This window comes from Cryobacterium tepidiphilum (assembly GCF_003716325.1).
Taxonomy (GTDB): Bacteria; Actinomycetota; Actinomycetes; order Actinomycetales; family Microbacteriaceae; genus Cryobacterium; species Cryobacterium tepidiphilum.
In genome coordinates this window covers 24,391-46,205 of the sequence record NZ_RDSR01000013.1, presented here as the reverse complement: position 1 = coordinate 46,205, position 21,815 = coordinate 24,391, and the positions used below count along the sequence as shown (strand labels likewise).

The window sequence follows — 21,815 nt, the reverse complement described above, 5'->3', positions numbered from 1 at the left end:
ACGGTCATGGAGAAGCGTTGGACAGAATCGTTCGATGCGGCACGGGAAGGCTGACGAATGCGCTCCGCTCGTCTCCCGCGCGTGACCCTCGCCGAGCAGGTGCGGGATTTCCTCGTGCTCGAAATTGCCCAGGGCCGAATCCCGCCCGGTACCCCCCTCCGTGAATTGGAGATCGCGGAGCAGCTCGGCACGAGCCAGACTCCCGTCCGCGAAGCGTTCCGTGCACTCGCCGCCCTGGGCCTGCTCGAGTCACGCATCCACGTCGGGACGCGGGTGCGCGAGGTGGCGGAACAGGACCTGGTCGACGCCGTCCCCGTGCGTTCAGCCCTCGAGGGGGTGGCAGGACGCCTGGCCGCCCCACGGATGAAGGGCGAGGGGCAGGAGCTGCGCGCCGCTTTCGACGCCATGCTGCACGTCGCGGCATCCGGTGATCGTCTCGCCTACGCGGACGCGAGCACGCAGTTTCACCGGTCGATAGTTCAGGCGGCCAGGAACGAGTCGCTGTTACGGGCCTGGAACGCCCTCGGCATCGAGGTCATGACGATCATGACGATGGCCTCGACAGATGTCCCTCTCGAGGTTGCCGCCGAATCCCACAGAGAAGTGCTGGAAGCCTTGGAATCAGGAGACCCGGAGCAGGCTGAACAGTTGCTGGCCCACCACGTCGCGGAGTATCTGCCAGGGCGCCTGCAGGTGGAACGCCACGCGGATGACGGTCGAACGGAGCCGGCTACGGCGTGACCTAGCCCTGTCGATCGACAGATGCCTCGAATAGGGTGAGGCGGTGAGCGACTTCGAAAACCTGCCCATCGATGACCACTCCCGCCAGCTCCTCGCCGAGGGCGGCCTGCGCTTCGGCCTGGTCGACACGGCCGATTCCGACATGGTGCGCCGCTGGCTTCTCGCCGAGGACCGCGGCTTCCACGACCCCCTGCCGAGCGACGAACTGCTCGCCGCCCAGGCGCGCGACCTGCAGCACGACCGCGTCAGCGGCGTCTGGGATCCCACGTCCGCTTCCCCCGCCGACCCGATCGGCACCGTGCGCTCCTGGCTCATGGGCCTGACCGTCCCCGGCGGCGACACGGTTTCCGCCTGGGCGATCAGCGCCGTCACCGTCGCCCCGACCCACCGCCGCCGCGGCATCGCCCGCGAGCTCCTGAACTCCGAGCTGCGCACCGCCCAGCGCGCTGGCCTCCCCCTCGCGATGCTCACGGTGTCGGAAGCGACGATCTACTCCCGGTTCGGCTTCGCGCCCGCCGCCGACCAGGCCACCCTCACCATCGACACCAACCGGGTGCGCTGGACCGGCCCCGTGCCGGGCGGGCGCCTCCACATCGTTCCGCCGTCGTCGCTCCTCGACGCCGCCCCCGCCATCTTCGCTCGCGCCCGCGTGCGGTTCCCCGGCGAGATCGACCGCCGGCCCGAGCTGTGGCGCTACATTCTCGGCCTCAACCCGTTGAAGCACGGCGAGCGCGACGACCTGGTCGCGGTGCGCTACGACGACGAGGCCGGCGACCTGCAGGGATTCGCCGTCTACCGGTTCGAGCATGAGAAGACGGGGTACCCGAGCCGCCTGCACGTGACCGACCTCGTCGCGGCGACCGACGACGCCTACGCCGCCCTGTGGCGCTACCTCATCGAGATGGACCTCATCAGCGAGGTGCACGCACCACTCCGCAGCATCGACGAGCCCGTGGCGTGGCAGGTCTCCGACCGGCGCGCCGTGCAGAAGACCAACGAGCACGACCAGCTGTGGCTGCGGATCCTTGACGTTCCCGCGCTGCTCAGTGAGCGCCAATACTTCGCGCCGGGCGCGTTCGTGCTCACCGTGAGCGACAACCTGGGCCTGGCCGATGGCGAGTTCCTTCTCACGGTCGACGCCGACGGGCGCGGCCAGGCGCATCCGTTTTCTGGCGCCGACGCACCCGCCGACGCCGCCCACATCACCCTGTCGATTGCTGAGCTCGGCGCCCTCTATCTGGGCGGCATGAGCGCGCTGGTGCTGGCGCGGGCCGGGCGCGTCGGCGAAGAGACAACGGATGCCGCGGCTCGCCTCGACGCATCATTCCATTCTCCGTACGCCCCGTGGGTGAGCACCTCCTTCTAGCGCCGCCTTCTAGCGCCGCAGGGATTCACCTGTCGGCGACCCGGCTTGTGTGCTAACCCGGTTGCATGTGGTTTGACTCGTGGACGGACATCGGCAGGATCCTCCTGGTCGGCGCCAGCACCTACGTGGTGCTCATCGTGGTGCTGCGCCTCTCAGGCAAGCGCACCCTCAGCCAATTGAACGCGTTCGACTTCATCGTCACGGTCGCGCTGGGTTCCACGCTGTCGAGCATCCTCCTCGACAGTACGATCTCCTGGTCCGAGGGGCTCACCGCTCTTGGATTACTGGCCGCATTGCAGTTCCTGGTCGCCTGGGCCGCCTCACGCCGGCCGTGGGTCCGGGGCCTCCTGACCGCGCGTCCGGTCCTTCTGTTCTCCGATGGTTCGATGCACCACGACGCTTTGAGAAGACAACGGCTCACGGAGTCTGCCGTGATGCAAGCGATCCGAGGCTCAGGGAGGGGTGATCTGTCGCTCGTCGGTGCCGTCGTCCTCGAAACCAACGGGACCTTCAGCGTCATTCCGGGTAGTGACTGCGGTGACAGGTCGGCCTTGTCGGGAGTGGAGGGCGAGTGACGCCGGAGCGGAACGCGGTGGAGCCGCCCACTGATGCTGCCCGTTTGACCTCCGCCGAGATCCTGGCCCGCCGCCTCGACAAGCCGATGGGCTTCCTCGGCGTTGTCTTCCTGTTCGTGGTGCTCGGGCAGCTCCTGGCCAACGACCCGCTGCTCGTCACAGTCCTCACTGTGCTGAGCTGGGTGTTCTGGGCGGTCTTCGTGGGCGAATTCCTGCTGCGCGCCTACATCGCGGGCTTCCACCGCACGTTCTGGGCGAAGAACTGGTGGCAGCTCATCTTCCTCCTCGTGCCGTTCCTGAGATTCTTCCGCGCCCTGGAGGCTCTGCGTTTCGTGCGCTTCGCCCGGTTCGCTCGGTTCGGCAGCGTGATCTCCGCCGGCGTGCGCGGCACCCGTTCCGCCGGGCGCCTGCTGACCGGACGCATCGGCTGGCTCGTCGCCGTGACCGCGGTCGTCATCCTGGTGGCCAGCCAGATGCTCTATCTCTCCGGCTCCTACGAAAAGTACGGGCAGGCACTGCACGAGGCGGCCCTCGCGACGATCACCGGCGGCGGCATCGAGGCAACGGATGCGCTCGCGCAATTCCTGCAGGTGGTTCTGGCCGTGTATTCGGTCGTCGTGTTCGCGACCCTCGCCGGTTCGCTGGGTGCCTACTTCCTGCGCGCGGCCGACCCGCGGCCGGTCGCCCCGGGCCTCGCCGAGCCCCTGCCCGCACCTCCCGGCGCCCCGTCTGCCCAGTGAGCGGGCCTCGGGCGGCGGGCGTTAGGTGGGGGTCACCACGCCGGTGAGCAGCAGCACGGCGAGCACCACGCCGAGCGCGACGCGGTAGCCGACGAAGACCGTGATGGGGTGGTGGGCGACGAGGCGCAGGAGCCATGCAATCGAGACGTAGGCGGTGACGAAGCTCACGAGCGTGGCGAGGAGGGTGGCGCCCCAGCCGACGCTGGCCGAGATCGCACTGCCCGCGCTCAGCGCCTCGTAGGCGCCCGCCGCCGTGAGCGCCGGTATCGACAGGAAGAACGAGATCCGGGTGGCGGCGACCCGGTCCAACCCGCGGAAGAGGCCCGCGCTGATGGTCGCACCCGAGCGGGAGACACCGGGGATCAGGGCGACACACTGCATCACGCCGATGTAGAGCGCGTCCTTGAGAGTGATGTCCGGCTCCGCCCGGCGCTGCGTGGCCATCCGCTCCGCGACGAGCATCACGATGCTCCAGCCGATGAGGGCGACCACCACGACCCAGAGATTGCGAAGGCCACCGGCGATGATGCCCTTGCCGAGAAAACCGACCACCCCGATCGGGATCGAGCCGAGAATCACGTACCACGCCATCCGGTAGTCGGCGTCACGTCGCACCCCCCGGTGCAGCAGCCCGTTGACCCAGGCGGAGATGAGCCGGGCGATGTCGCGCCGGAAGTACACGATGACGGCGATGATCGCGCCCACCTGGATGATGGCGGTGAACGCGGTCACGCCCGGGTCGTCGACCGTGAGGCCGAGCATCTTCTCGGCGATGGTGAGGTGCCCGGTGCTGGAGACCGGCAGGAATTCGGTGATGCCCTCGACCAGGCCAAGGATGAGCGCGTGCAGGAGATTCACGTCCCCGAGCTTGCCGTGCTCGTTCTCAGAACTCTCTAAAGCGACGGTTTCTTAGAGGATTCTGGGCCGGCGACGACGACGCTTGACGATGCGGCCGCAGGTGCGGTCGCGGAAAGGGCCAGATGTTCCTCGCGCTCCCCCTCCTTCATCCGGGCGACCTCTTCGACCCGGCCGCACTCCTTCAGGGCGCGGGCCCGTGGGTGCTGGCGGTGATCGTCGTGATCGTCTTCATCGAGACCGGCCTGCTCTTCCCGTTCCTCCCCGGCGACAGCCTCCTGTTCACCGCCGGCCTGCTGAGCATCCCACTGGGCCTGCCGCTCTACGTGCTCGTCCCCGCCGCGGCGCTCGCCGCCATCGTCGGTGACCAGGTGGGGTATTCGATCGGAAAGACGTTCGGCCAGCGCCTGTTCAAGCCGGATGCGCGGCTTTTCAAGTCCGCGTACCGTGACCGCGCCGATCAGTTCTTCCTACGGTATGGCGCACGTTCGCTGGTCCTCGCGCGCTTCGTGCCGATCGTGCGCACCTTCATCCCGCCGATCGTCGGCACGTCGAGCCTCCCGTACCGCCGGTTCCTCCTGTGGAACGCCATCGGGGGTATCGGCTGGGCTCTCGCGCTCTCCCTCGCCGGCTTCTGGCTCGGCAAGATACCCTTCATCGCGAACAACGTTGACCTCATCGCCGTCGTGATCGTCGCGGCGTCTGTGGTTCCGGTGGGGATCGATCTCCTGCGGCGCCGGGCCTCTACGCCGCTGCGAGAGGAAGGCTGATCAGGATCGTCGTTCCCGCGGCACCGGTCGCGGTGACCCGCACGTCGCCGCCGCATCGCACCACGGTCTCCTTCACGAGTGCCAAGCCGATTCCGTAACTCCGCGCCGGGCCGCCCGGTGCCCGGGCAAAGCGGTCGAAGATACGCCCGGGTTCGATCCCGCTGATGCCGGTCCCCGTGTCAGCGACGCTCACCAGCGCCTCGCCGTCCGATGCGGAGACGGTCACGTCGATGCGGCCCGCCTGTGGCGTGTGGGCGAGCGCGTTCTCGAGCAGCGCGACGACGGCCCTCCGCAGGGCGGGAGCGGCCACGGGAACCAGGGCGTCCTTGCCGCCGGCGATCTCGAGGGTGACCTCTCTGGTCCCCGCCAGCATCCGGATCCCCTCCACCGCCCCGCTCACCACCTGGGCCACGACCGCTACCTCGCCCGACCGCGCGCTCCCCGCCGTCACGAGCAAGAGGTCATCGACCACCTCGGCGAGCACGCGGCTGTCCTGCCGCATGCGCGCGAGAGTGCCCGCTGCGGGGCTCGCCTCCCCTGCCTGCCGCTCGGCGAGCTGGAGGCGGGCGTCGAGGATCGCCAGCGGCGTGCGTAACTCGTGACTGGCATCCTGCACGAACCGGCGTTGCGCCGCGAGGGCGTCGGCCAGGGGCACGATCGCCCGCCTGGCGCTGACGAGGCCGACGACCGCCGCAAGTATGACGCCGGCCACACCGCCCCCGATCAGGGCCATCAGCAGGTCGCCGCTTCCCACGTAAATGCTGCCGGGTTTCACGGCATGCTCGAGCACCTCCGCCGTCTGCGAGCGTTGGGCAATGAACACGATCGCAGCAGCGAGCACGAGCAGCACGGCGATGGCGCAGACGGATGCGACGTACAGGCCGACCTTGCGGCTCGCCGCTCGCACGACGGCGCCGTCGGCGTCGCTCCGCCGCATCCGCTCGAATCGTCCTGTCCGGTTCACGTTCCGTCTCCCAACTGGTACCCCGTCCCGTGCACGGTGCGAATGTTGGAACGACCGAGCTTCCGGCGCAGATAGTGCACGTAGGTGTCCACGATCCCCGGCTGGTCGTCAGGGCTGAAGACGGCGTCGATGAGCTCGGCCCGCGTGAACACGCGTCCGGGCGCGTCGACGAGCACCTCAAGCAGGGCGCACTCCCGCGGAGAGAGCGACACCCGCTCGCCGTAGTCCGACACGGCGAGCCGCGTGCCCGGTTGGAAGGACCAGGCGCCGAAGGTGCGCTCCGCCGGCTGCGCGGCGTACGTGCGGGTGAGCGCCCGCAGCCGCGCGGCGAGCTCACGCGCGTCGAAGGGCTTCACGAGATAGTCGTCCGCGCCGGCATCGAGGCCCTCGACACGGTCGTCGACGGCGCCGAGGGCGGTGAGGATGAGGATGGGGGTGGCGATTCCCGCGGCGCGCACCGCGGCGATGACCTCGATCCCGTTCCGGGTGGGGAGGCCGCGGTCGACGACGAGCGCGTCCCACGTGCCGGTCAGCGCCCGGCGCAGGCCCTCCTCGCCATCCGCGGCGAGCGACACAACGACGTCATCGGCGAGAAGCTCGACTATGAGCGGCCCCAGCTGGGGATCGTCCTCCAGCAGCAGCACGCTCGGCCGGCCCGTTGCATCCATTGCCTCATTGTCGCAAACGCGCACGTGGGCGGCGGCAACGACAGGGCCGTCCTGCCTCTCACTCGTGGTGGAGGGGCAGGACGGCCCTGGGTCACGCGTTGATCAGCTGGTCAGCCCGGCCAGGATGCGGTTCAGCGTCGGCGAGGGGCGCATCACGTCGGAGGCCTTCTCGTCGCTGGGGTGGTAGTACCCCCCGATGTCGACCGGCGAGCCCTGCACGCCCAGCAACTCGCCGAGGATGGTGTCCTCGTTCTGGGCCAGCTGCTCGGCGATGGTCGTGAACGCCCCCGCCAGCTCGGTGTCTTCGGTCTGCGCGGCCAGCTCCTGCGCCCAATACAGGGCGAGGTAGAAGTGGCTGCCGCGGTTGTCGATCTCGCCGACCTTGCGGCTGGGCGACTTGTTCTCGTCGAGGAACGTTCCCGTGGCGCGGTCGAGGGCATCGGCCAGCACCTGGGCGCGCTTGTTGCCGGTGGTCTTGGCGAGGTGCTCGAAGCTGCTGGCCAGGGCGAGGAATTCGCCGAGGCTGTCCCAGCGGAGGTGGTCCTCCTTCAGCAGCTGCTGCACGTGCTTCGGGGCGGAGCCCCCGGCGCCGGTCTCGAACAGGCCTCCGCCGGCGATCAGCGGCACGATGGAGAGCATCTTGGCGCTGGTGCCGAGCTCGAGGATCGGGAACAGGTCCGTGAGGTAGTCGCGCAGCACGTTGCCGGTCACCGAGATCGTGTCCTGACCTTTGCGGATGCGTTCGAGCGAGAACGCGGTCGCGTCGGCCGGCGACATGATCTCCAGCTGCAGACCCTCTGTGTCAAGCGTCGCGAGGTGCTCGGTGACCTTGGCGATGAGGTTCGCGTCGTGAGCGCGGGTCTCGTCGAGCCAGAACACGGCCGGCGTCTGCGAGTCGCGGGCACGCCCGACGGCGAGCTCGATCCAGTTGCGAATCGGGACATCCTTCGTCTGGCCGGCGCGCCAGATGTCGCCGGGGGCGACCTGGTGCTCGATGAGCACCCGGCCGGAGCTGTCGACGACCTGCACGGTGCCGGCCTTCTCGATCTCGAAGGTCTTGTCGTGGCTGCCGTACTCCTCAGCGGCCTGGGCCATCAGCCCGACATTGGACACCGACCCCATGGTGGTCGGGTCGAAGGCGCCGTTGGCGCGGCAGTCGTCGATCGTCACCTGGTAGACGCTCGCGTAGCTGCTGTCGGGGATGACCGCGAGCGTGTCGGCGGGAGCGCCGTCGGGGCCCCACATCTTTCCGGAGGTGCGGATCATCGCCGGCATCGACGCATCCACGATGACATCGCTGGGCACGTGCAGGTTGGTGATGCCCTTGTCGGAGTCGACCATCGCCAGCTTCGGACCGTTCTCAAACCCCTCGTTGATGAGTGCCGAAACGCCTTCGCGCAGGTCGACGGGAAGCTGGTCCAGTCCGCTGAGAATCGCGGCCAGGCCGTTCGCGGGGTCGAGGCCGGCCTTGGCCAGTTCCGTTCCGTACTTCTCGAAGAGCTCGGGGAAGAAGGCCTCGATCACGTGGCCGAAGATGAGCGGGTCGGAGACCTTCATCATGGTGGCCTTCAGGTGCACCGAGAACAGCACGTCCTCCGCCTTCGCGCGGGCGATCTGCTCGGTGAGGAACTTCTTGAGCGCGGCGACGTTCAGCACGGTGCCGTCCACGATCTCGCCGGCGAGCACCTTGATGCCGTCTTTCAGCACCGTGGTGCTGCCGTCGTCGCCGACGAGCTGGATCTTCAGGGTGTCGTCGGAGTCGATGACGACGGACTTCTCGTTGGACCGGAAGTCGTCGGCATCCATGTGGGCGACGTTGGTCTTGGAGTCGGGGCTCCAGGCGCCCATGGAGTGGGGGTGCGACCGGGCGAAGTTCTTGACGGATGCCGGGGCGCGGCGGTCCGAGTTCCCCTGGCGCAGAACGGGGTTCACCGCGCTGCCCTTGATCTTGTCGTACCGCGCGCGAACGTCCTTCTCCTCGTCGGTGGAGGGGTCATCCGGGTAGTCCGGCAGGGCGTAGCCCTGTTCCTGCAACTCGGCGATGGCGGCCTTCAGCTGCGGAACCGACGCGCTGATGTTCGGCAGCTTGATGATGTTGGCGTCGGGGCTCTTGGTCAATTCGCCGAGTTCGGCCAGGGCGTCGCTCATCCGCTGGCCTTCTTCGAGGTAGTCGCCGAAGGCCGCGATGATGCGCCCGGAAAGGGAGATGTCGCGTGTCTCGACCTCCACGCCGGCTGTCGAGGCGTACGCCTGGATGACCGGGAGCAAGGAGTGCGTCGCCAGCATGGGTGCTTCGTCGGTGTGGGTGTAGATGATCGTGGCCATAGGCGCGCTGACTCCCTGCAGTGTTATGGAATCTCGGGGAAATCCCCTGCCATTCACGATACCGGACGCCTGCCCGCAACATCCGTTGCAGCAAGCCCGAGACGTCCTACGACCGCTTGTGCGACGCGAACCACCACTGGTTCAGAAAGATTGCGAGCGCAATAGCCACCGTGACAGACACGGTGAGCAGGTCGCTGCGCACCTTGACTGCGACGAAGGCGAACAGCACGATCGCGTCGAGAACGATGGCGACGACCGGCACCCAGCGTCGCGCCCCGATCGTGCTGTGCAGGCGGCGGATGACGCCCCAGTGCACCGCGATGTCCATGGTGATGTACAGCAGGGCGCCCATCGAGGCGATCTGGCTGAGGTCGAAGAACACGGTGACCAGAATCGCGAGCCCCACCGTGATGACAAGGGATTGATGAGAGATTCGGCCGGGAAGGACGGGTGCCTGCCCCATGTCATGCAACATCTCGTACAACCGGGACACCGAATACAAGCTGGCGAGGAGACCCGACAGCGTGGCGATGATCGCGATCGCGATGGTCAGGACTACTCCCCAGGCGCCGAAAAGGGGGTCCGCCGCCGCCGCTATGGCGTAGTCCCGTGCCTTCACGATGTCTGCGACGTCCAGGCTGGCAGCGGTGGCCGTCGTGATCAGCAGGTACAGCGCGGCGCACAGTGCGATGGAGATCGCGATCGATCGGCCGATATTCCGCTTCGCATCACGGACATCCGCACCCTGGTTCGTGATCGTCGTGAAGCCCTTATAGGCGAGGATGCAGAGGGTCGTTCCGGCGAGGAACCCCAGGATCCCGTGCTCCGGCGCCGTCTCGGGCGCGACGATGCCGGTGAAGGAGGAGAGGCCGGAAGCGGCTATGCCGGCCACGGCGAGCACCGCGAGTCCCACGATCTTGGCCGCGGCCGTTGTCATCGCAGAGCCCTCGACCAGGCGATTGCCGAAGATGTTGACCAGTGCGGCGAGAGAAATCGCCAGCACGCCCAGCGCAGGCACCAGGAAGGCGTTCCCCTCAAGCCCGAAGGGGCGCAGCACGTAGGTGCCGAAGGTGCGGGCGAGGAGACTCTCGGCGACGACCATGGAGACATACATGAAGAACGAGAAGGAACCGGCGACCACACCAGAGCCGTAGGCCGCCTTCAGCAGCATTGCAATGCCGCCCGACGTGGGGTTGGTGTTCGAGTACTTCACGTACGAGTAGGCGCTGAAAGCGACGACCAGCGCCCCGGCGAGGAACGCCAGCGGCATGAATCCGCCAGCCAGCGCCGCCACCTGCCCGACCAGCGCAAAGATCCCGGCACCGATCATGACCCCTGTTCCCAGGGACACCGAACCGAGTAACGAGAACTTCGCGCGACTGTCCGGCATGCGCACAGCCTAGGTGGGGTCACAGGATTCCGCCCGGTCGGAGGTCGACAAGGGCAAACATGAGGCAGAGGGTGGTGACGTGCCACTTCTCCTCTCGTTCGCCCTCCTCCTTCTCCTGGGGTCGCTGATCTCCGGCCTGGCGCATCGCACGATCATCTCGACCGCGGTGCTCTTCCTTGTTGCGGGTTTCATTCTGGGTGGCGGCGTTCTCGGAGTCATCGCCCTGCAGCCGGGCGAGCCCATCGTGACAACGCTCGCGCAGCTGGCCCTGTTCGCGGTGCTGTTCACCGACGGCCAGGAGCTCGGTGTCCGCGACCTGCGGTCCGCCTGGCGCCTTCCGGGTCGGGCGCTGCTTCTCGGCATGCCACTGACCTTCATCGTCGCGACCGTCCTGGGCGTCGCCGTTGCCGGGCTCGCCCTCACCGACGCCATGCTCGTCGCGGCGGTCCTCGCGCCCACGGATCCGGTCTTCGCCTCGGCGATCGTCGGGCGACTCGAGGTGCCCCAGCGGCTTCGCCGACTGCTCAATGTGGAGTCGGGCCTGAACGACGGCCTCGCCCTGCCTGTGGTGCTGATCCTGATCGCGGCGGCCGGTGGGCCCCACGTCGACTACTGGTCACTGGCCGGGGAGCTGGCCCTCGGCGTTCTCCTCGGGGTCGCGGTCCCGCTTGTCGTGGCGCAGTTGCTGAAGCTGCCGCTCCTGCGCCCCACGCACACCTACTCCGCCCTGGTCCCCGTGGCGATCGGGCTGATCGTCCTCGGGATCGCGCAGCTCACCCACGCCAACCTGTATCTCGCCGCCTTCAGCTCGGGAGTCACGATCGCGAGCGTCGCACCCGAATTGCGCGAGTCCTTCCAACAGTTCGGTGAGCTGGTGGCGGAGCTGCTCAAGCTCATCGCGATCCTCGTCTTCGGTGCCCTCGTGTCTCCCACGCTCCTGGCCGGCGTCCCTTTCAACGGCTACATCTTTGCCGCGTTGCTGATCGTGGTGGCACGCCCCGTTGCCGTACTCGCTGCCCTCGCGGGAAGCGATCTGAGGTGGAGCGAACGCCTGACCGCCTCCTGGTTCGGACCCAAGGGATTCGCCTCCGTGCTGTATGGCCTGCTGGTGCTCAACAGCAACGTCAGCCACGCGGAGCACCTCTTCCATCTCATCGTCGTCTGCATCGCGCTGTCGATCGTCGCGCATTCCTCGACGGACGTCCCCATCGCCAACTACTTCCGCCGTTCAGGGGAGACGCTTGCCTCACCGGAGCCGACGAGCGAACGTGAGTGACTCCACCGGGAACGGGCCTCCGCACCTGTGCTCGTGCTCACCGGAGTAGTACTGTGTGGCCCAGAACCGAAGGGACTCCTCCATGAAGAAGAAGGCGATGATCGCCATATTCACCATCTCGGCAACGGTGGCGATGCTCACGGGCTGCTCCTCCGGAGGCGCCACGAAATCCGACGACTCCTTCTCCACGAAGGCGCAGGGCGCGATGACGGCCTGGGGCTTCAACAACACGGATGACGTCGGAAAGGCCCGCCTCGCGCACGCCGAGAAGGCGATCCCCGACGTCACCATCACCATGGACCAGACCGCGTTCGACGCGCAGAAGTTCACCACGCGGGTGGCCAGCGGCAACGTGCCCGACGTCGTGCAGATGGATGCCAACTTCGTTGCCACCTACGCCGCGCAGGGACTGATCATGCCCCTCGACGCCTGCTATTCGGCGCACAAGGTCGACGGCAAAGAGCGGTACTACGAGTCGGTCATCGACGCCGTCAGCTACAACGACCATGTCTGGGCGGTGCCGCAGTTCTACCAGCCGCCGGCGATCATCCTGAACAAGAGAGTCATGGATGCCGCGGGCGTCACCAACGCGGACATCAACACGTCGAAGCCCGACGCCCTCATCGCCGCCGCCAAGAAGATGTACCAGGCGAACGGCGGCATCCCCACGCGCCTCGGTTTCGACCCGGTCGCCACCGGCCAGACGGAGCTTTGGATCCTCGGCAACGGCGGGCAGCTGATCGACGACTCAGGCAAGCCGACGCTCGACAATCCGGACAACCAGAAGGGGCTCCAGCTCCTCAAGGACATCTACGACGCCCAGGGCGGCTATGCGAAGGCCAAGAGCTTCTCCGACACCTTCGACACGTTCGGCAAAGACAACCAGTTCGTGAAGGACCAGGTGGGCGCCCAGGTCGACAACCAGTGGTACGTCAACGTGCTCACCCCCTACGTGGACGGCGTTGAGATCGACGCGGTCCCGTTCTACGGTGCTGACGGCCAGCCGTTCACCGTGGCCGGTGGCAGCGCGTTCGTCATTCCCGCCGGGGCGAAGAACAAGGATGCCGCCTGCGCCTGGGCCCTCGACCTCACCAGCCTCGACTCCTGGAAGGCCGCGGGCGCCGCACGTGCGGACACCGTGTCGAAGACGCCAGGGGCGGTGTTCACGGGCCTCTTCACCGGATCGCCCGAGGCCGACAAGGTCATTCGCGAAACCTATGTGAAGCCGAGCGGAAACGAGGGCTTCGACAAGACCATCGCCACGTTCTACGACATCGTCTCCCACGGCAAGTCGATCGGCACCTCCCCGGTCGGCCAGCAGGTGAAGTCCGAGCTGCAGAACGCGTTGCAGGCGGTGCTGCTGGGTTCCAAGACCCCTGAGAAGGCGCTCGCGGATGCCCAGGATCAAGTCATGCGCGCCTACGACAAGGCGCAGAAGGACAACGGCAAGTAGCGCATCCGTTGGTGCACGCTGAGGGCCCGCCGTGGGCCCTCAGCTTCTGCGGTTGACGACCACCGCGCTGCTCCTTATTCAGGAGCGGAGGTGTGTCACGCTCGAAATTGATGCTCCTGGGCAGAGACACGCCCCTCGTTTCCTGACACGGAACGGGACGGGTTCGGCCCCGTGACTGTCCACCGCCGGCCTCACTCCCGCGGGACTAGCCCTTGCGGCCCTGGGTGGCGACGCCCTCGATGAAGTAGCGCTGCCCGAACGCGAACAGGATGAGCATCGGCAGCGTCACCAGGAGGCTCGCGACCATGACGTACTGGTAGTCGCCGTGGCCGCCGTTCGTGGGGCTGAATGTCGTCATGGCGTAGGAGATGCCGAGCGGCACCGTGTAGTCGCTCACGCTTCCCGCGCTCAGGTAGATGAGGGCGCCCTGGAAGTTGTTCCAGCTGGCCTGGAACTCGAACAGGAAGATGATCACGAACGACGGGATCGACAGCGGCATCGCGATGCGCGTGAACAGGCCCCAGTAGCTGGCGCCGTCGAGTCGGGCCGCCTCGAACAGTTCCCGCGGCAGACCGAGGAAGAACTGGCGCTGCAGGAAGATGTAGAACGCCGAGCCGAACAGGTTCGCGCCGAACAGCGGAATCCACGTGCCCAGCGCCCCGAGGTCCTTCCAGATCAGGTACTGCGGCACCATCGTGACCGCGCCCGGGAGCATCATTGTCGCGAGCACCAGGCCGAACAGGATCTTCCGGCCCGGGAACGAGAAGTAGGCGAAGCCGAACGCGACCATCGAACTCGAGACGGCGACGAAAGTCGCCGCGAGCAATGCGATGAGAATGCTGTTGCCGATCCACGGGAGCAGCGGCAGCTGGTTCCAGACCTCGACGTAGTTGTGCGGAACGAAGGTCTCCGGGATGAGCGCGTTGTCGAAGACCTCCCCGCGGGGCTTGAGGCTCGCCGCGAGCAGCCAGGCGAACGGGTAGAGGAAGAGGAGGGCGAAGCCGACGAGCACGACCGCGAGCACCGTCTTGCCGATGCGGGAGCGGATGCGATACCAGCGATCGCCGTTTGCGGTGCGCGTCGCGGCATCCGTCATCTCGGCGTCGAAACTCACGACGCCTGCCCGCTGCGTGGTCGCCGACATCAGCGGTCCGCCTCGTAGTACACGAACCGGTTGCTGAGCTTCACCTGCACGAGCGTGATCAGCAGGATGATGACGAACAGCAGCCACGCCATGGCGGAGGCGAAGCCGAAGTCGAATTGCCGGAACGCCTGCTGGAACAGGTAGACGCCGTAGAACAGCGACGCCGCCGGCGATGAACTCGTCTGGTCGCGCCAGAACAGCAGGTACGCCTGGTCGAACACCTGCAGGGCGGCGATGGTGAGCACGATCACGTTGAAGAAGATGGCCCCCGAGATCATCGGAACCGTGATCGAGAAGAAGCGCCGAACCGCCCCCGCGCCGTCGATCGAGGCGACCTCGTACAGCTCGCGCGGCACGTTCTTGAGCGCCGCGAGGAAGATGACCATGGTGCCGCTCACGCCCCACAGCGTCATGAGCACGATCGAGGGCTTCACCCAGTTCGGGTCGATCAGCCACTGCGGGCCGGGGATGCCGAAGAACCGCAGGGCGTTGTTGATGGCGCCGGTGTTGCCGTTGAGCAGCAGCAGGAAGACGGATGCCGTCGCGACGGACGGCGTCATCTTCGGCAGGTAGTAGATGGTGCGGAAGATGCCGGCTCCGCGGCCGACCTTGGCGAGCAGCATCGCCAGTGACAGGGCGACGATGATCTCCAGCGGCACCGCGAGCACGGCGTAGAAGAGCGTGTTGCCGAGGGAGAGAGCGACCTTCGGGTCGTCGAACAGCTCGGCGTAGTTGCCGAACCCGGCGGGCGTGCCGCTGTTGGTGGCGAGGTTGTAGTTGCTGAACGAGATGACGAGGCTGTAGATCATGGCGCCGGCTGTGAAGACCAGGAAGCCCACGATCCACGGGCTGATGAACAGGTAGCCGGCGAGGGCCTCCCGGCGGTTGTACTTGCGGTTCTTCCGCTGTCGCGCGGGGCCGGGGCCGGACTCGGGCGCGCGGCCGGCACGGGCGCGGTCGAGGGGAGCCGCTCCCGCATCCGCTCGTGCCACCATCCCCACAGGACTCCCTTCGCGTCGCTTGGTCCCAAACTACTGCGAGAGCCGCTTCTCGGGTCGATTCTCCGTCGTCATCGTCGGGCCGCAGTGTTTTCATGAGGATGGCGGCTGCGCGCGAATCCCGACACGCCCCGAAAAGGGGGTGCCGCGATGGATAGCTGAGGATTACTCTCTGGACACGACCTACCAAACCCGAATCGGAGGATCCGTTGAAATCTGCACCCACGATCTTGGTGACCCTGCACCAGCCCGAAATGTTCCGCCGCAGCCGTCGCGTGCGTGTCGCTGCCAGCAAGGGCGGCGAACTGCCCACCCGCCTCATCGACCCGATCGACCGCAAGGGACGCGTCATCCCCGGCGAATGGGCCGCCGCCACCGACGAGGACGGCACCGCCGTCTACCGCTGGGCCGGCTCCCCCGCTCTCGCCACCGCCTGAGCGCTCGCGTTACTGGGGATCCTGGCCCGCCTCATCCGCTGGCTCGGTCGGCGGATACCAGACCCTGGTGCCGTCCACCGCGGCGAACGATCTCATGGTGTGCGGCTTCGTCGATGTGGGCGTCATGATGTCGAACACCTCGATGCCGCGAGCGAGCAGGGCATCGCCCACCAGCGAGCGGTGGCACCGCCACGGCACCGCTTCGGCGCACATGATGGCGACCGTCTGGTTTGCGGCGAGGGCGACGAGCTCGTCGATGCCGGCGGCGAACTCCGGCGTCTGCATGTAGTCCGCGTAGTTGCGGAAGCTGCGGTTGCGCCAGGCGCCGTTGATGGTCGGCTCCGATACCTTCGTGTGCCGGAGGCCGCCAAGCGCGGCCAGGCGCTGGTAGTCGATGCCCGCCTCCGGCATGCTCGCCTCGAGCTCGTGCTCGCCGAACTGCGGGTTGTGCCGAGAACCCGGCACCGTGCGCACGTCGATCAATCGCTCGACGCCGTTCGCCCGCAGCATGCCGACGAACTCATCGAGCGGATGCGTCGAGTGGCCGATCGTGAACACGCGCGTCTCGGTCATGCTCCCATTGAACCCCCGCCGGCAGTTGACCGCCGCATCCCGCGGACAACGACTCGACGGGGCCAGCTGCCGTGGGATGATCGACCTCGTGTCACCCAGCCACACCCTCCTCCCCGCACTGTTCGGCCTCAGCACCGGCCTCGCGCTCATCGTCGCGATCGGCGCGCAGAACGCTTACGTGTTGCGGCTCGGCATCGAGGGCCGCAACCGCACGATCCTGCCCGTCGTGCTGGTGTGCGCCGTGTCGGATGCCGTGCTGATCCTCGCCGGGGTGCTCGGGATCGGCATAGTGGTGCAGCAGGTTCCGGCCGCGCTCGTCGTGGTGCGGGTGATCGGCGCTGGGTTCCTCATCGTCTACGGCCTCTTCGCCGCCCTGCGCGCCGTGCGCCCAACCGTTCTCGTGGCCGCATCAGGAAGCGCGCCGGTGAGCACGCGGGCGGCCGTCGCCACCATGGCGGCCCTGACCTGGCTCAACCCGCACGTCTACCTCGACACGCTGCTCTTCCTCGGCTCGGTCGCCAACCAGCACGGGCCCATCGAGCGGTGGTGGTGGGCCGGCGGCGCGGTCCTTGGGAGCTTCATCTGGTTCTTCGGTCTGGGCTTCGGGGCCCGTCTGCTCCGACCGTTCTTCGCGCGGCCGTCGTCGTGGCGCATCCTCGATGCCATCATCGCCGTCGTGATGATCGTGCTGGGGCTCCGCCTCGCGCTCGGCGGATGAGCCCCCGCCGTCTCAGAAGGGTTGGACACGATCAGTGGAACTGTGAGAATTGTCGCGCTCTCTTCTGCTGGCATCGACAGCAAAACTACCCAAAGAACAGTGCCGCACCGATGATTAGGACAGCAACACCGGCGACACACATCGACCGTCGGATCCACGCATACTTTCGCCGCACGAGCCGGGAAAGGTGCCAAAGCTGATGGACGGTCCGATCCGGGGCTGCCATCGCATTCCCCTCCAATGCCTCGCTGAACTCCTGCACGCTTCCGTAACTGGCGACGTGGCCCCAGTACGCGATACCACCGCTCAGATCAGCAGCATGAAAGCGCGGCCAAACCGCCATTGCGACCATCGCCACAGAGGCAACTGCCAACGCCGCCCCGACCCACCAAGCACTCGCGCCGCGAGCGCTGAGGCTGTCGGGGCTCCAGTCGCCCGCGAGCTGGCCGCTCAGAACAAGGCCAAACCCGATGCCCAGTGCGGCGAGTAGCATGGAAGCCTTTTGGTCCGCTTGTGACACTTCGGCTCGGGCTTCCGCGAGCATTGTCGCCGTAACCACATGCACGTCTTCAACGTCCTCCTCACCAAGGAGGGAACCGTGTGGCTTCCTCCTGGGGCTCATCGGGCCCGCTCACGAAGCCCGACTAGCTCTGTGAATCGTTGCTCCCGCTCGACCCTTCGTTCCGCCACGGCGGCCTGGAAATCTGTTCCCTCCGTCAGCGAGTCACGTGCATTCCGCGCCTCCAACGGAATGTCAGTGCGCCGCGTCGCCCCTGAGAGAATTTGGTTGCAGAAGAGCTCACCATGCAAGTCACACCAGTTGCTTTCTAGCGAAAGCCCGAACTTCTGCGCATCCGGAATTTTATCGAGTCGAATCGGGTTCCAGAGGAGAGCTGGAGGTGCCTCCTTCGCCAGACCGCCTCGGCAGCCGCACGAAAATGCCAGGTAGTCGTTCTGCGAGATCTGGTCCCAAATTGAACCTGTCACATAGATCCGCTCAGGGTCCGCCTGCTGCGCCGCTTTCGCCGCATAATTGACGGGTCGGCCTGCCCACACAGGCTCCTGCATGTCCAGGTGCCGCTCAAGCCCTACCCGCTTGACCATTACGGGCCCGCTTGAGAGACCTACCTTGAATCCGGTCGCAGGAACTTCGTCCCATTTGGCTTCGAGCTGCGCCTCAAACTTAGAGCTGAACGTGTGGATTGTGATTGCTGCACACATCGCTTTGACATATGCCTGTGGGCCCCAGAAAAGACCGAATCCTCCGTCCCCCTGGATGTCAACGAAATCCGCCCCGAAGTCGTTCAGCGTACGAACAACCCCGCCAATGCCGGCGTCGTAGATACTCGCTGTACCTTCAGCCGTGCGTCCTTTCTCCAAGTTGGTGGATGACTTCAAGTCGAAGACGACAGCAACGATGTCCGTCAATCTGTGCCAGGTCGGACCGATCTCAAGATCATTGACATCGAACGTGTCAACATCTTTCAGGACGACCTTTGGTTCCGTGTCAATCTTGGCCTGCGTGCGCTTTTCCAAGTCACTTAAGAGATTGAAGAGCTCGATGATTCCTCCACGTTGATTCGGAAATAGCGATCGATAGGGCTAGGAGGCGCAAGCGGACGCATCCCCTGGCCGCGGGCGGAACTAGACCCGCCAATGCATTCGCCGCTGGCAAGAAGCCTCGCCCTGCTGAGACGTCCTGCTAGAAGTCCCAGTCCGCGTCTTCGGTGCTCACGGCCTTGCCGATCACATACGACGAGCCCGACCCCGAGAAGAAGTCGTGGTTCTCATCTGCATTCGGTGACAGCGCCGAGAGAATCGCGGGATTCACATCCGTCACCGTCTTCGGGAACATCGGCTCGTAGCCGAGGTTCATCAGCGCCTTGTTCGCGTTGTAGTGCAGGAATTTCTTGACGTCCTCGGTCAGCCCGACTTCGTCGTAGAGGTCCTGCGTGTACTGGATCTCGTTCTCGTACATCTCGAAGAGCAGGTTGAACGTGTAGTCCTTGATCTCGTCGCGACGCTCCTGGGTCTCCTTCTCGAGGCCCTTCTGGAACTTGTAGCCGATGTAGTAGCCGTGCACGGCCTCATCGCGAATGATCAAACGGATGAGGTCGGCCGTGTTCGTGAGCTTGGCCCGGCTCGACCAGTACATCGGCAGGTAGAAGCCCGAGTAGAACAGGAACGACTCGAGCAGCGTCGAGGCGACCTTGCGCTTCAGCGGGTCGTCACCCTGGTAGTAGTCCATGACGATCGCGGCCTTGCGCTGCAGGTTCTGGTTCTCGGTCGACCAGCGGAACGCCTCGTCGATCTCCTTCGTCGAGCACAGCGTCGAGAAGATCGACGAGTAGCTCTTGGCATGCACCGACTCCATGAACGCGATGTTCGTGTAGACGGCCTCCTCGTGCGGGGTGATCGCATCCGGGATCAGCGAGACGGCGCCCACCGTGCCCTGGATGGTGTCGAGGAGGGTCAGGCCGGTGAACACGCGCATGGTGAGCTGCTGCTCGGCCGGCGTGAGCGTGTTCCACGACTGGATGTCGTTGGACAGCGGGATCTTCTCGGGCAGCCAGAAGTTGTTGACGAGGCGGTTCCAGACCTCGACGTCCTTCTCGTCCTCGATCTTGTTCCAGTTGATCGCCTGGACGTGGTCGACCAGCTTCAGCTTCTCAATCATTGGTGGTCCTTACGGCTAGAGAGGTCGACGGGTCACAGGGCGCAGGAGACGCACATCTCGAGCTCCGTGCCCTCGAGAGCCATCTGCCGAAGACGGATGTAGTAGATCGTCTTGATGCCCTTGCGCCACGCGTAGATCTGCGCCTTGTTGATGTCGCGCGTGGTGGCGGTGTCCTTGAAGAACAGCGTCAGCGACAGGCCCTGGTCCACGTGCTGGGTGGCAGCGGCGTAGGTGTCGATGATCTTCTCGGCGCCTATCTCGTAGGCGTCCTGGTAGAACTCCAGGTTGTCGTTCGTCATGAACGGCGCCGGGAAGTAGACGCGTCCGAGCTTGCCTTCCTTGCGGATCTCGATCTTCGACGCGATCGGGTGGATCGACGCTGTCGAGTTGTTGATGTACGAGATCGACCCGGTCGGCGGCACCGCCTGCAGGTTCTGGTTGTAGATGCCGTGCTTCATGACGGATGCCTTGAGCTCGGCCCAGTCCGCCTGCGTCGGGATCGCGACGGCGGACTTCGCGAACAGCTCTGCGCCGCGCTCCGTCGTCGGCTGCCACACCTGGTCGGTGTACTTGTCGAAGAACGTGCCCGACGCATACGTCGAGTTCTCGAACCCGTCGAAGGCGTGACCGCGTTCGATGGCGAGCTTGTTCGAGGCGCGCAGCGCGTGGAACAGCACCGTGTAGAAGTAGATGTTCGTGAAGTCGATGCCCTCGTCGCTGCCGTAGAAGACGCGCTCGCGGGCGAGGTAGCCGTGCAGGTTCATCTGCCCGAGGCCGATGGCGTGCGACTTGTCGTTGCCGTCTTCGATCGAGCGAACGGATGAGATGTGGCTCTGCTCAGAGACCGCGTTCAGTCCGCGAATGGCCGTCTCGACCGTCAGGCCGAAGTCGGGAGAGTCCATCGCCAGCGCGATGTTCATCGAGCCGAGGTTGCAGGAGATGTCCTTGCCGATGGTGTCGTAGGAGAGGTCCTCGTTGTAGGTCGTTGGCGTGTTGACCTGCAGGATCTCCGAGCACAGGTTCGACATGTTGATCCGGCCCTGGATGGGGTTGGCCCGGTTCACGGTGTCTTCGAACATGATGTACGGGTAGCCGGACTCGAACTGGATCTCGGCGATCGTCTGGAAGAATTCCCGCGCCTTCATCTTGGACTTCTTGATGCGGGGGTCGTCGACCATCTCCTGGTACTTCTCGCTGACGGAGATGTCGGCGAAGGGCACACCGTAGACGCGCTCCACGTCGTAGGGCGAGAACAGGTACATGTCCTCGTCCTTCTTGGCGAGCTCGAAGGTGATGTCGGGAACGACGACGCCGAGCGACAGCGTCTTGATGCGGATCTTCTCGTCGGCGTTCTCACGCTTGGTGTCGAGGAAACGCATGATGTCGGGGTGGTGCGCGTGCAGGTACACGGCGCCGGCGCCCTGACGTGCGCCCAGCTGGTTGGCGTAGCTGAAGGAGTCTTCGAGAAGCTTCATCACGGGGATGATGCCGCTGGACTGGTTCTCGATCTGCTTGATCGGTGCGCCGGCCTCACGGATGTTGGAGAGCAGCAGGGCGACGCCGCCGCCGCGCTTGGAGAGCTGCAGCGACGAGTTGATGCCGCGGGAGATGGACTCCATGTTGTCTTCGATGCGCAGCAGGAAGCAGGAGACGAGCTCGCCGCGCTGGGCCTTGCCGGTGTTGAGGAACGTCGGGGTGGCCGGCTGGAAGCGGCCGGCGATGATCTCCTCGACCAGGCTGATGGCCAGGGCCTCGTCGCCGTCGGCAAGCCCGAGCGCCGTCATCACCACGCGGTCCTCGAAGCGCTCGAGGTAGCGCTTGCCGTCGAAGGTCTTCAGCGTGTAGGAGGTGTAGTACTTGAACGCGCCGAGGAATGTCTGGAAGCGGAACTTCTTGGAGTACGCCAGGTCGTTGAGCGTGGTGATGAACTCGAACGAGTACTTGTCGAGAACGGCCTTCTCGTAGTACTGCTTCTCGACCAGGTAGTCGAGGCGTTCCTTCAGGCTGTGGAAGAACACGGTGTTCTGGTTGACGTGCTGCAGGAAGTATTCCCGTGCTGCCTCACGGTCCTTGTCGAACTGGATCTCGCCGTTCGCTCCATAGAGGTTGAGCATGGCGTTGAGGGAGTGGTAGTCCATTCCCACG

General features: G+C 65.9%; 21 protein-coding genes. 9 read left to right on the top strand and 12 right to left on the bottom strand.

Annotation, left to right across the window (positions count from 1 at the left end):
- Positions 1 to 57: 57 nt before the first annotated feature.
- The 4 genes from EEJ31_RS08965 to EEJ31_RS08950 all read left to right on the top strand — a co-directional run bounded on the left by EEJ31_RS08965 (position 58) and on the right by EEJ31_RS08950 (position 3,422).
- Positions 58 to 741, top strand: coding sequence for a GntR family transcriptional regulator (locus tag EEJ31_RS08965; RefSeq protein ID WP_123045969.1), 684 nt, complete (start codon positions 58 to 60; stop codon positions 739 to 741).
- Positions 742 to 784: 43 nt separating this feature from the next.
- A complete protein-coding gene (locus EEJ31_RS08960) occupies positions 785 to 2,107 on the top strand; it encodes a GNAT family N-acetyltransferase (RefSeq protein WP_123045968.1) in 1,323 nt (440 codons plus the stop codon).
- A gap of 65 nt (positions 2,108 to 2,172) precedes the next feature.
- On the top strand, positions 2,173 to 2,682 hold the full coding sequence (locus EEJ31_RS08955) for a DUF421 domain-containing protein (RefSeq protein ID WP_123045967.1): 510 nt from the start codon (positions 2,173 to 2,175) through the stop codon (positions 2,680 to 2,682).
- Between the two features lie 44 nt (positions 2,683 to 2,726).
- Complete coding sequence (locus tag EEJ31_RS08950) at positions 2,727 to 3,422, top strand: ion transporter (protein ID WP_233563817.1); 696 nt, start codon at positions 2,727 to 2,729, stop codon at positions 3,420 to 3,422.
- Between the two features lie 21 nt (positions 3,423 to 3,443).
- Here the strand turns inward: EEJ31_RS08950 and EEJ31_RS08945 are convergent, their stop codons facing one another.
- Positions 3,444 to 4,280 (bottom strand): undecaprenyl-diphosphate phosphatase, encoded by an 837-nt coding sequence (locus EEJ31_RS08945; RefSeq protein ID WP_123045966.1) that lies wholly within the window; start codon positions 4,278 to 4,280, stop codon positions 3,444 to 3,446.
- A 122-nt stretch (positions 4,281 to 4,402) separates the two neighbouring features.
- Here EEJ31_RS08945 and EEJ31_RS08940 point away from each other — a divergent pair, with 122 nt between their 5' ends.
- Complete coding sequence (locus EEJ31_RS08940) at positions 4,403 to 5,047, top strand: VTT domain-containing protein (RefSeq protein WP_123045965.1); 645 nt, start codon at positions 4,403 to 4,405, stop codon at positions 5,045 to 5,047.
- On the opposite strand, the gene EEJ31_RS08935 is transcribed toward EEJ31_RS08940, so the two are convergent.
- The 4 genes from EEJ31_RS08935 to EEJ31_RS08920 all read right to left on the bottom strand — a co-directional run bounded on the left by EEJ31_RS08935 (position 5,022) and on the right by EEJ31_RS08920 (position 10,394).
- Entirely contained in the window at positions 5,022 to 6,011 is a 990-nt protein-coding gene (locus EEJ31_RS08935) for a sensor histidine kinase (protein ID WP_233563816.1), read from the bottom strand. The genes EEJ31_RS08940 and EEJ31_RS08935 overlap by 26 nt on opposite strands.
- Entirely contained in the window at positions 6,008 to 6,679 is a 672-nt protein-coding gene (locus EEJ31_RS08930) for a response regulator transcription factor (protein WP_123045963.1), read from the bottom strand. The genes EEJ31_RS08935 and EEJ31_RS08930 overlap by 4 nt, the downstream gene beginning before the upstream one ends.
- Before the next feature lie 102 nt (positions 6,680 to 6,781).
- On the bottom strand, positions 6,782 to 9,004 hold the full coding sequence (locus EEJ31_RS08925; protein WP_123045962.1) for an NADP-dependent isocitrate dehydrogenase: 2,223 nt from the start codon (positions 9,002 to 9,004) through the stop codon (positions 6,782 to 6,784).
- 106 nt (positions 9,005 to 9,110) lie between these two features.
- Positions 9,111 to 10,394: an APC family permease gene (locus EEJ31_RS08920; RefSeq protein WP_123045961.1), complete on the bottom strand. Its 1,284-nt coding sequence runs from the start codon at positions 10,392 to 10,394 to the stop codon at positions 9,111 to 9,113.
- Positions 10,395 to 10,473: 79 nt separating this feature from the next.
- On the opposite strand from EEJ31_RS08920, the gene EEJ31_RS08915 reads away from it, so the two are divergent.
- Both EEJ31_RS08915 and EEJ31_RS08910 read left to right on the top strand, forming a co-directional pair.
- Positions 10,474 to 11,670: a cation:proton antiporter gene (locus EEJ31_RS08915; RefSeq protein WP_123045990.1), complete on the top strand. Its 1,197-nt coding sequence runs from the start codon at positions 10,474 to 10,476 to the stop codon at positions 11,668 to 11,670.
- Between the two features lie 97 nt (positions 11,671 to 11,767).
- Complete coding sequence (locus tag EEJ31_RS08910) at positions 11,768 to 13,123, top strand: ABC transporter substrate-binding protein (RefSeq protein WP_233563815.1); 1,356 nt, start codon at positions 11,768 to 11,770, stop codon at positions 13,121 to 13,123.
- A gap of 205 nt (positions 13,124 to 13,328) precedes the next feature.
- Here the strand turns inward: EEJ31_RS08910 and EEJ31_RS08905 are convergent, their stop codons facing one another.
- Both EEJ31_RS08905 and EEJ31_RS08900 read right to left on the bottom strand, forming a co-directional pair.
- Entirely contained in the window at positions 13,329 to 14,267 is a 939-nt protein-coding gene (locus tag EEJ31_RS08905; RefSeq protein ID WP_123045959.1) for a carbohydrate ABC transporter permease, read from the bottom strand.
- On the bottom strand, positions 14,267 to 15,262 hold the full coding sequence (locus tag EEJ31_RS08900; protein ID WP_123045958.1) for a carbohydrate ABC transporter permease: 996 nt from the start codon (positions 15,260 to 15,262) through the stop codon (positions 14,267 to 14,269). Before EEJ31_RS08900 ends, EEJ31_RS08905 begins: the two co-directional genes overlap by 1 nt.
- 212 nt (positions 15,263 to 15,474) lie before the next feature.
- Here EEJ31_RS08900 and EEJ31_RS08895 point away from each other — a divergent pair, with 212 nt between their 5' ends.
- Positions 15,475 to 15,702, top strand: coding sequence for a hypothetical protein (locus tag EEJ31_RS08895; RefSeq protein ID WP_148040154.1), 228 nt, complete (start codon positions 15,475 to 15,477; stop codon positions 15,700 to 15,702).
- A gap of 9 nt (positions 15,703 to 15,711) precedes the next feature.
- On the opposite strand, the gene EEJ31_RS08890 is transcribed toward EEJ31_RS08895, so the two are convergent.
- On the bottom strand, positions 15,712 to 16,275 hold the full coding sequence (locus tag EEJ31_RS08890; protein WP_123045956.1) for a DUF488 domain-containing protein: 564 nt from the start codon (positions 16,273 to 16,275) through the stop codon (positions 15,712 to 15,714).
- A gap of 76 nt (positions 16,276 to 16,351) precedes the next feature.
- On the opposite strand from EEJ31_RS08890, the gene EEJ31_RS08885 reads away from it, so the two are divergent.
- Positions 16,352 to 16,993 (top strand): LysE/ArgO family amino acid transporter, encoded by a 642-nt coding sequence (locus EEJ31_RS08885; protein ID WP_123045955.1) that lies wholly within the window; start codon positions 16,352 to 16,354, stop codon positions 16,991 to 16,993.
- Between the two features lie 85 nt (positions 16,994 to 17,078).
- Here the strand turns inward: EEJ31_RS08885 and EEJ31_RS08880 are convergent, their stop codons facing one another.
- The 4 genes from EEJ31_RS08880 to nrdE form a co-directional block, all read right to left on the bottom strand.
- Positions 17,079 to 17,486, bottom strand: a complete 408-nt coding sequence (locus tag EEJ31_RS08880) for a Pycsar system effector family protein (RefSeq protein WP_148040153.1) — start codon at positions 17,484 to 17,486, stop codon at positions 17,079 to 17,081.
- Positions 17,487 to 17,611: 125 nt separating this feature from the next.
- Complete coding sequence (locus tag EEJ31_RS08875) at positions 17,612 to 18,529, bottom strand: hypothetical protein (protein ID WP_123045953.1); 918 nt, start codon at positions 18,527 to 18,529, stop codon at positions 17,612 to 17,614.
- 166 nt (positions 18,530 to 18,695) lie between these two features.
- Positions 18,696 to 19,670, bottom strand: coding sequence for a class 1b ribonucleoside-diphosphate reductase subunit beta (gene nrdF, locus EEJ31_RS08870; RefSeq protein WP_123045952.1), 975 nt, complete (start codon positions 19,668 to 19,670; stop codon positions 18,696 to 18,698).
- 32 nt (positions 19,671 to 19,702) lie between these two features.
- Positions 19,703 to 21,808: a class 1b ribonucleoside-diphosphate reductase subunit alpha gene (nrdE, locus tag EEJ31_RS08865; protein WP_123045989.1), complete on the bottom strand. Its 2,106-nt coding sequence runs from the start codon at positions 21,806 to 21,808 to the stop codon at positions 19,703 to 19,705.
- Positions 21,809 to 21,815: the final 7 nt, after the last annotated feature.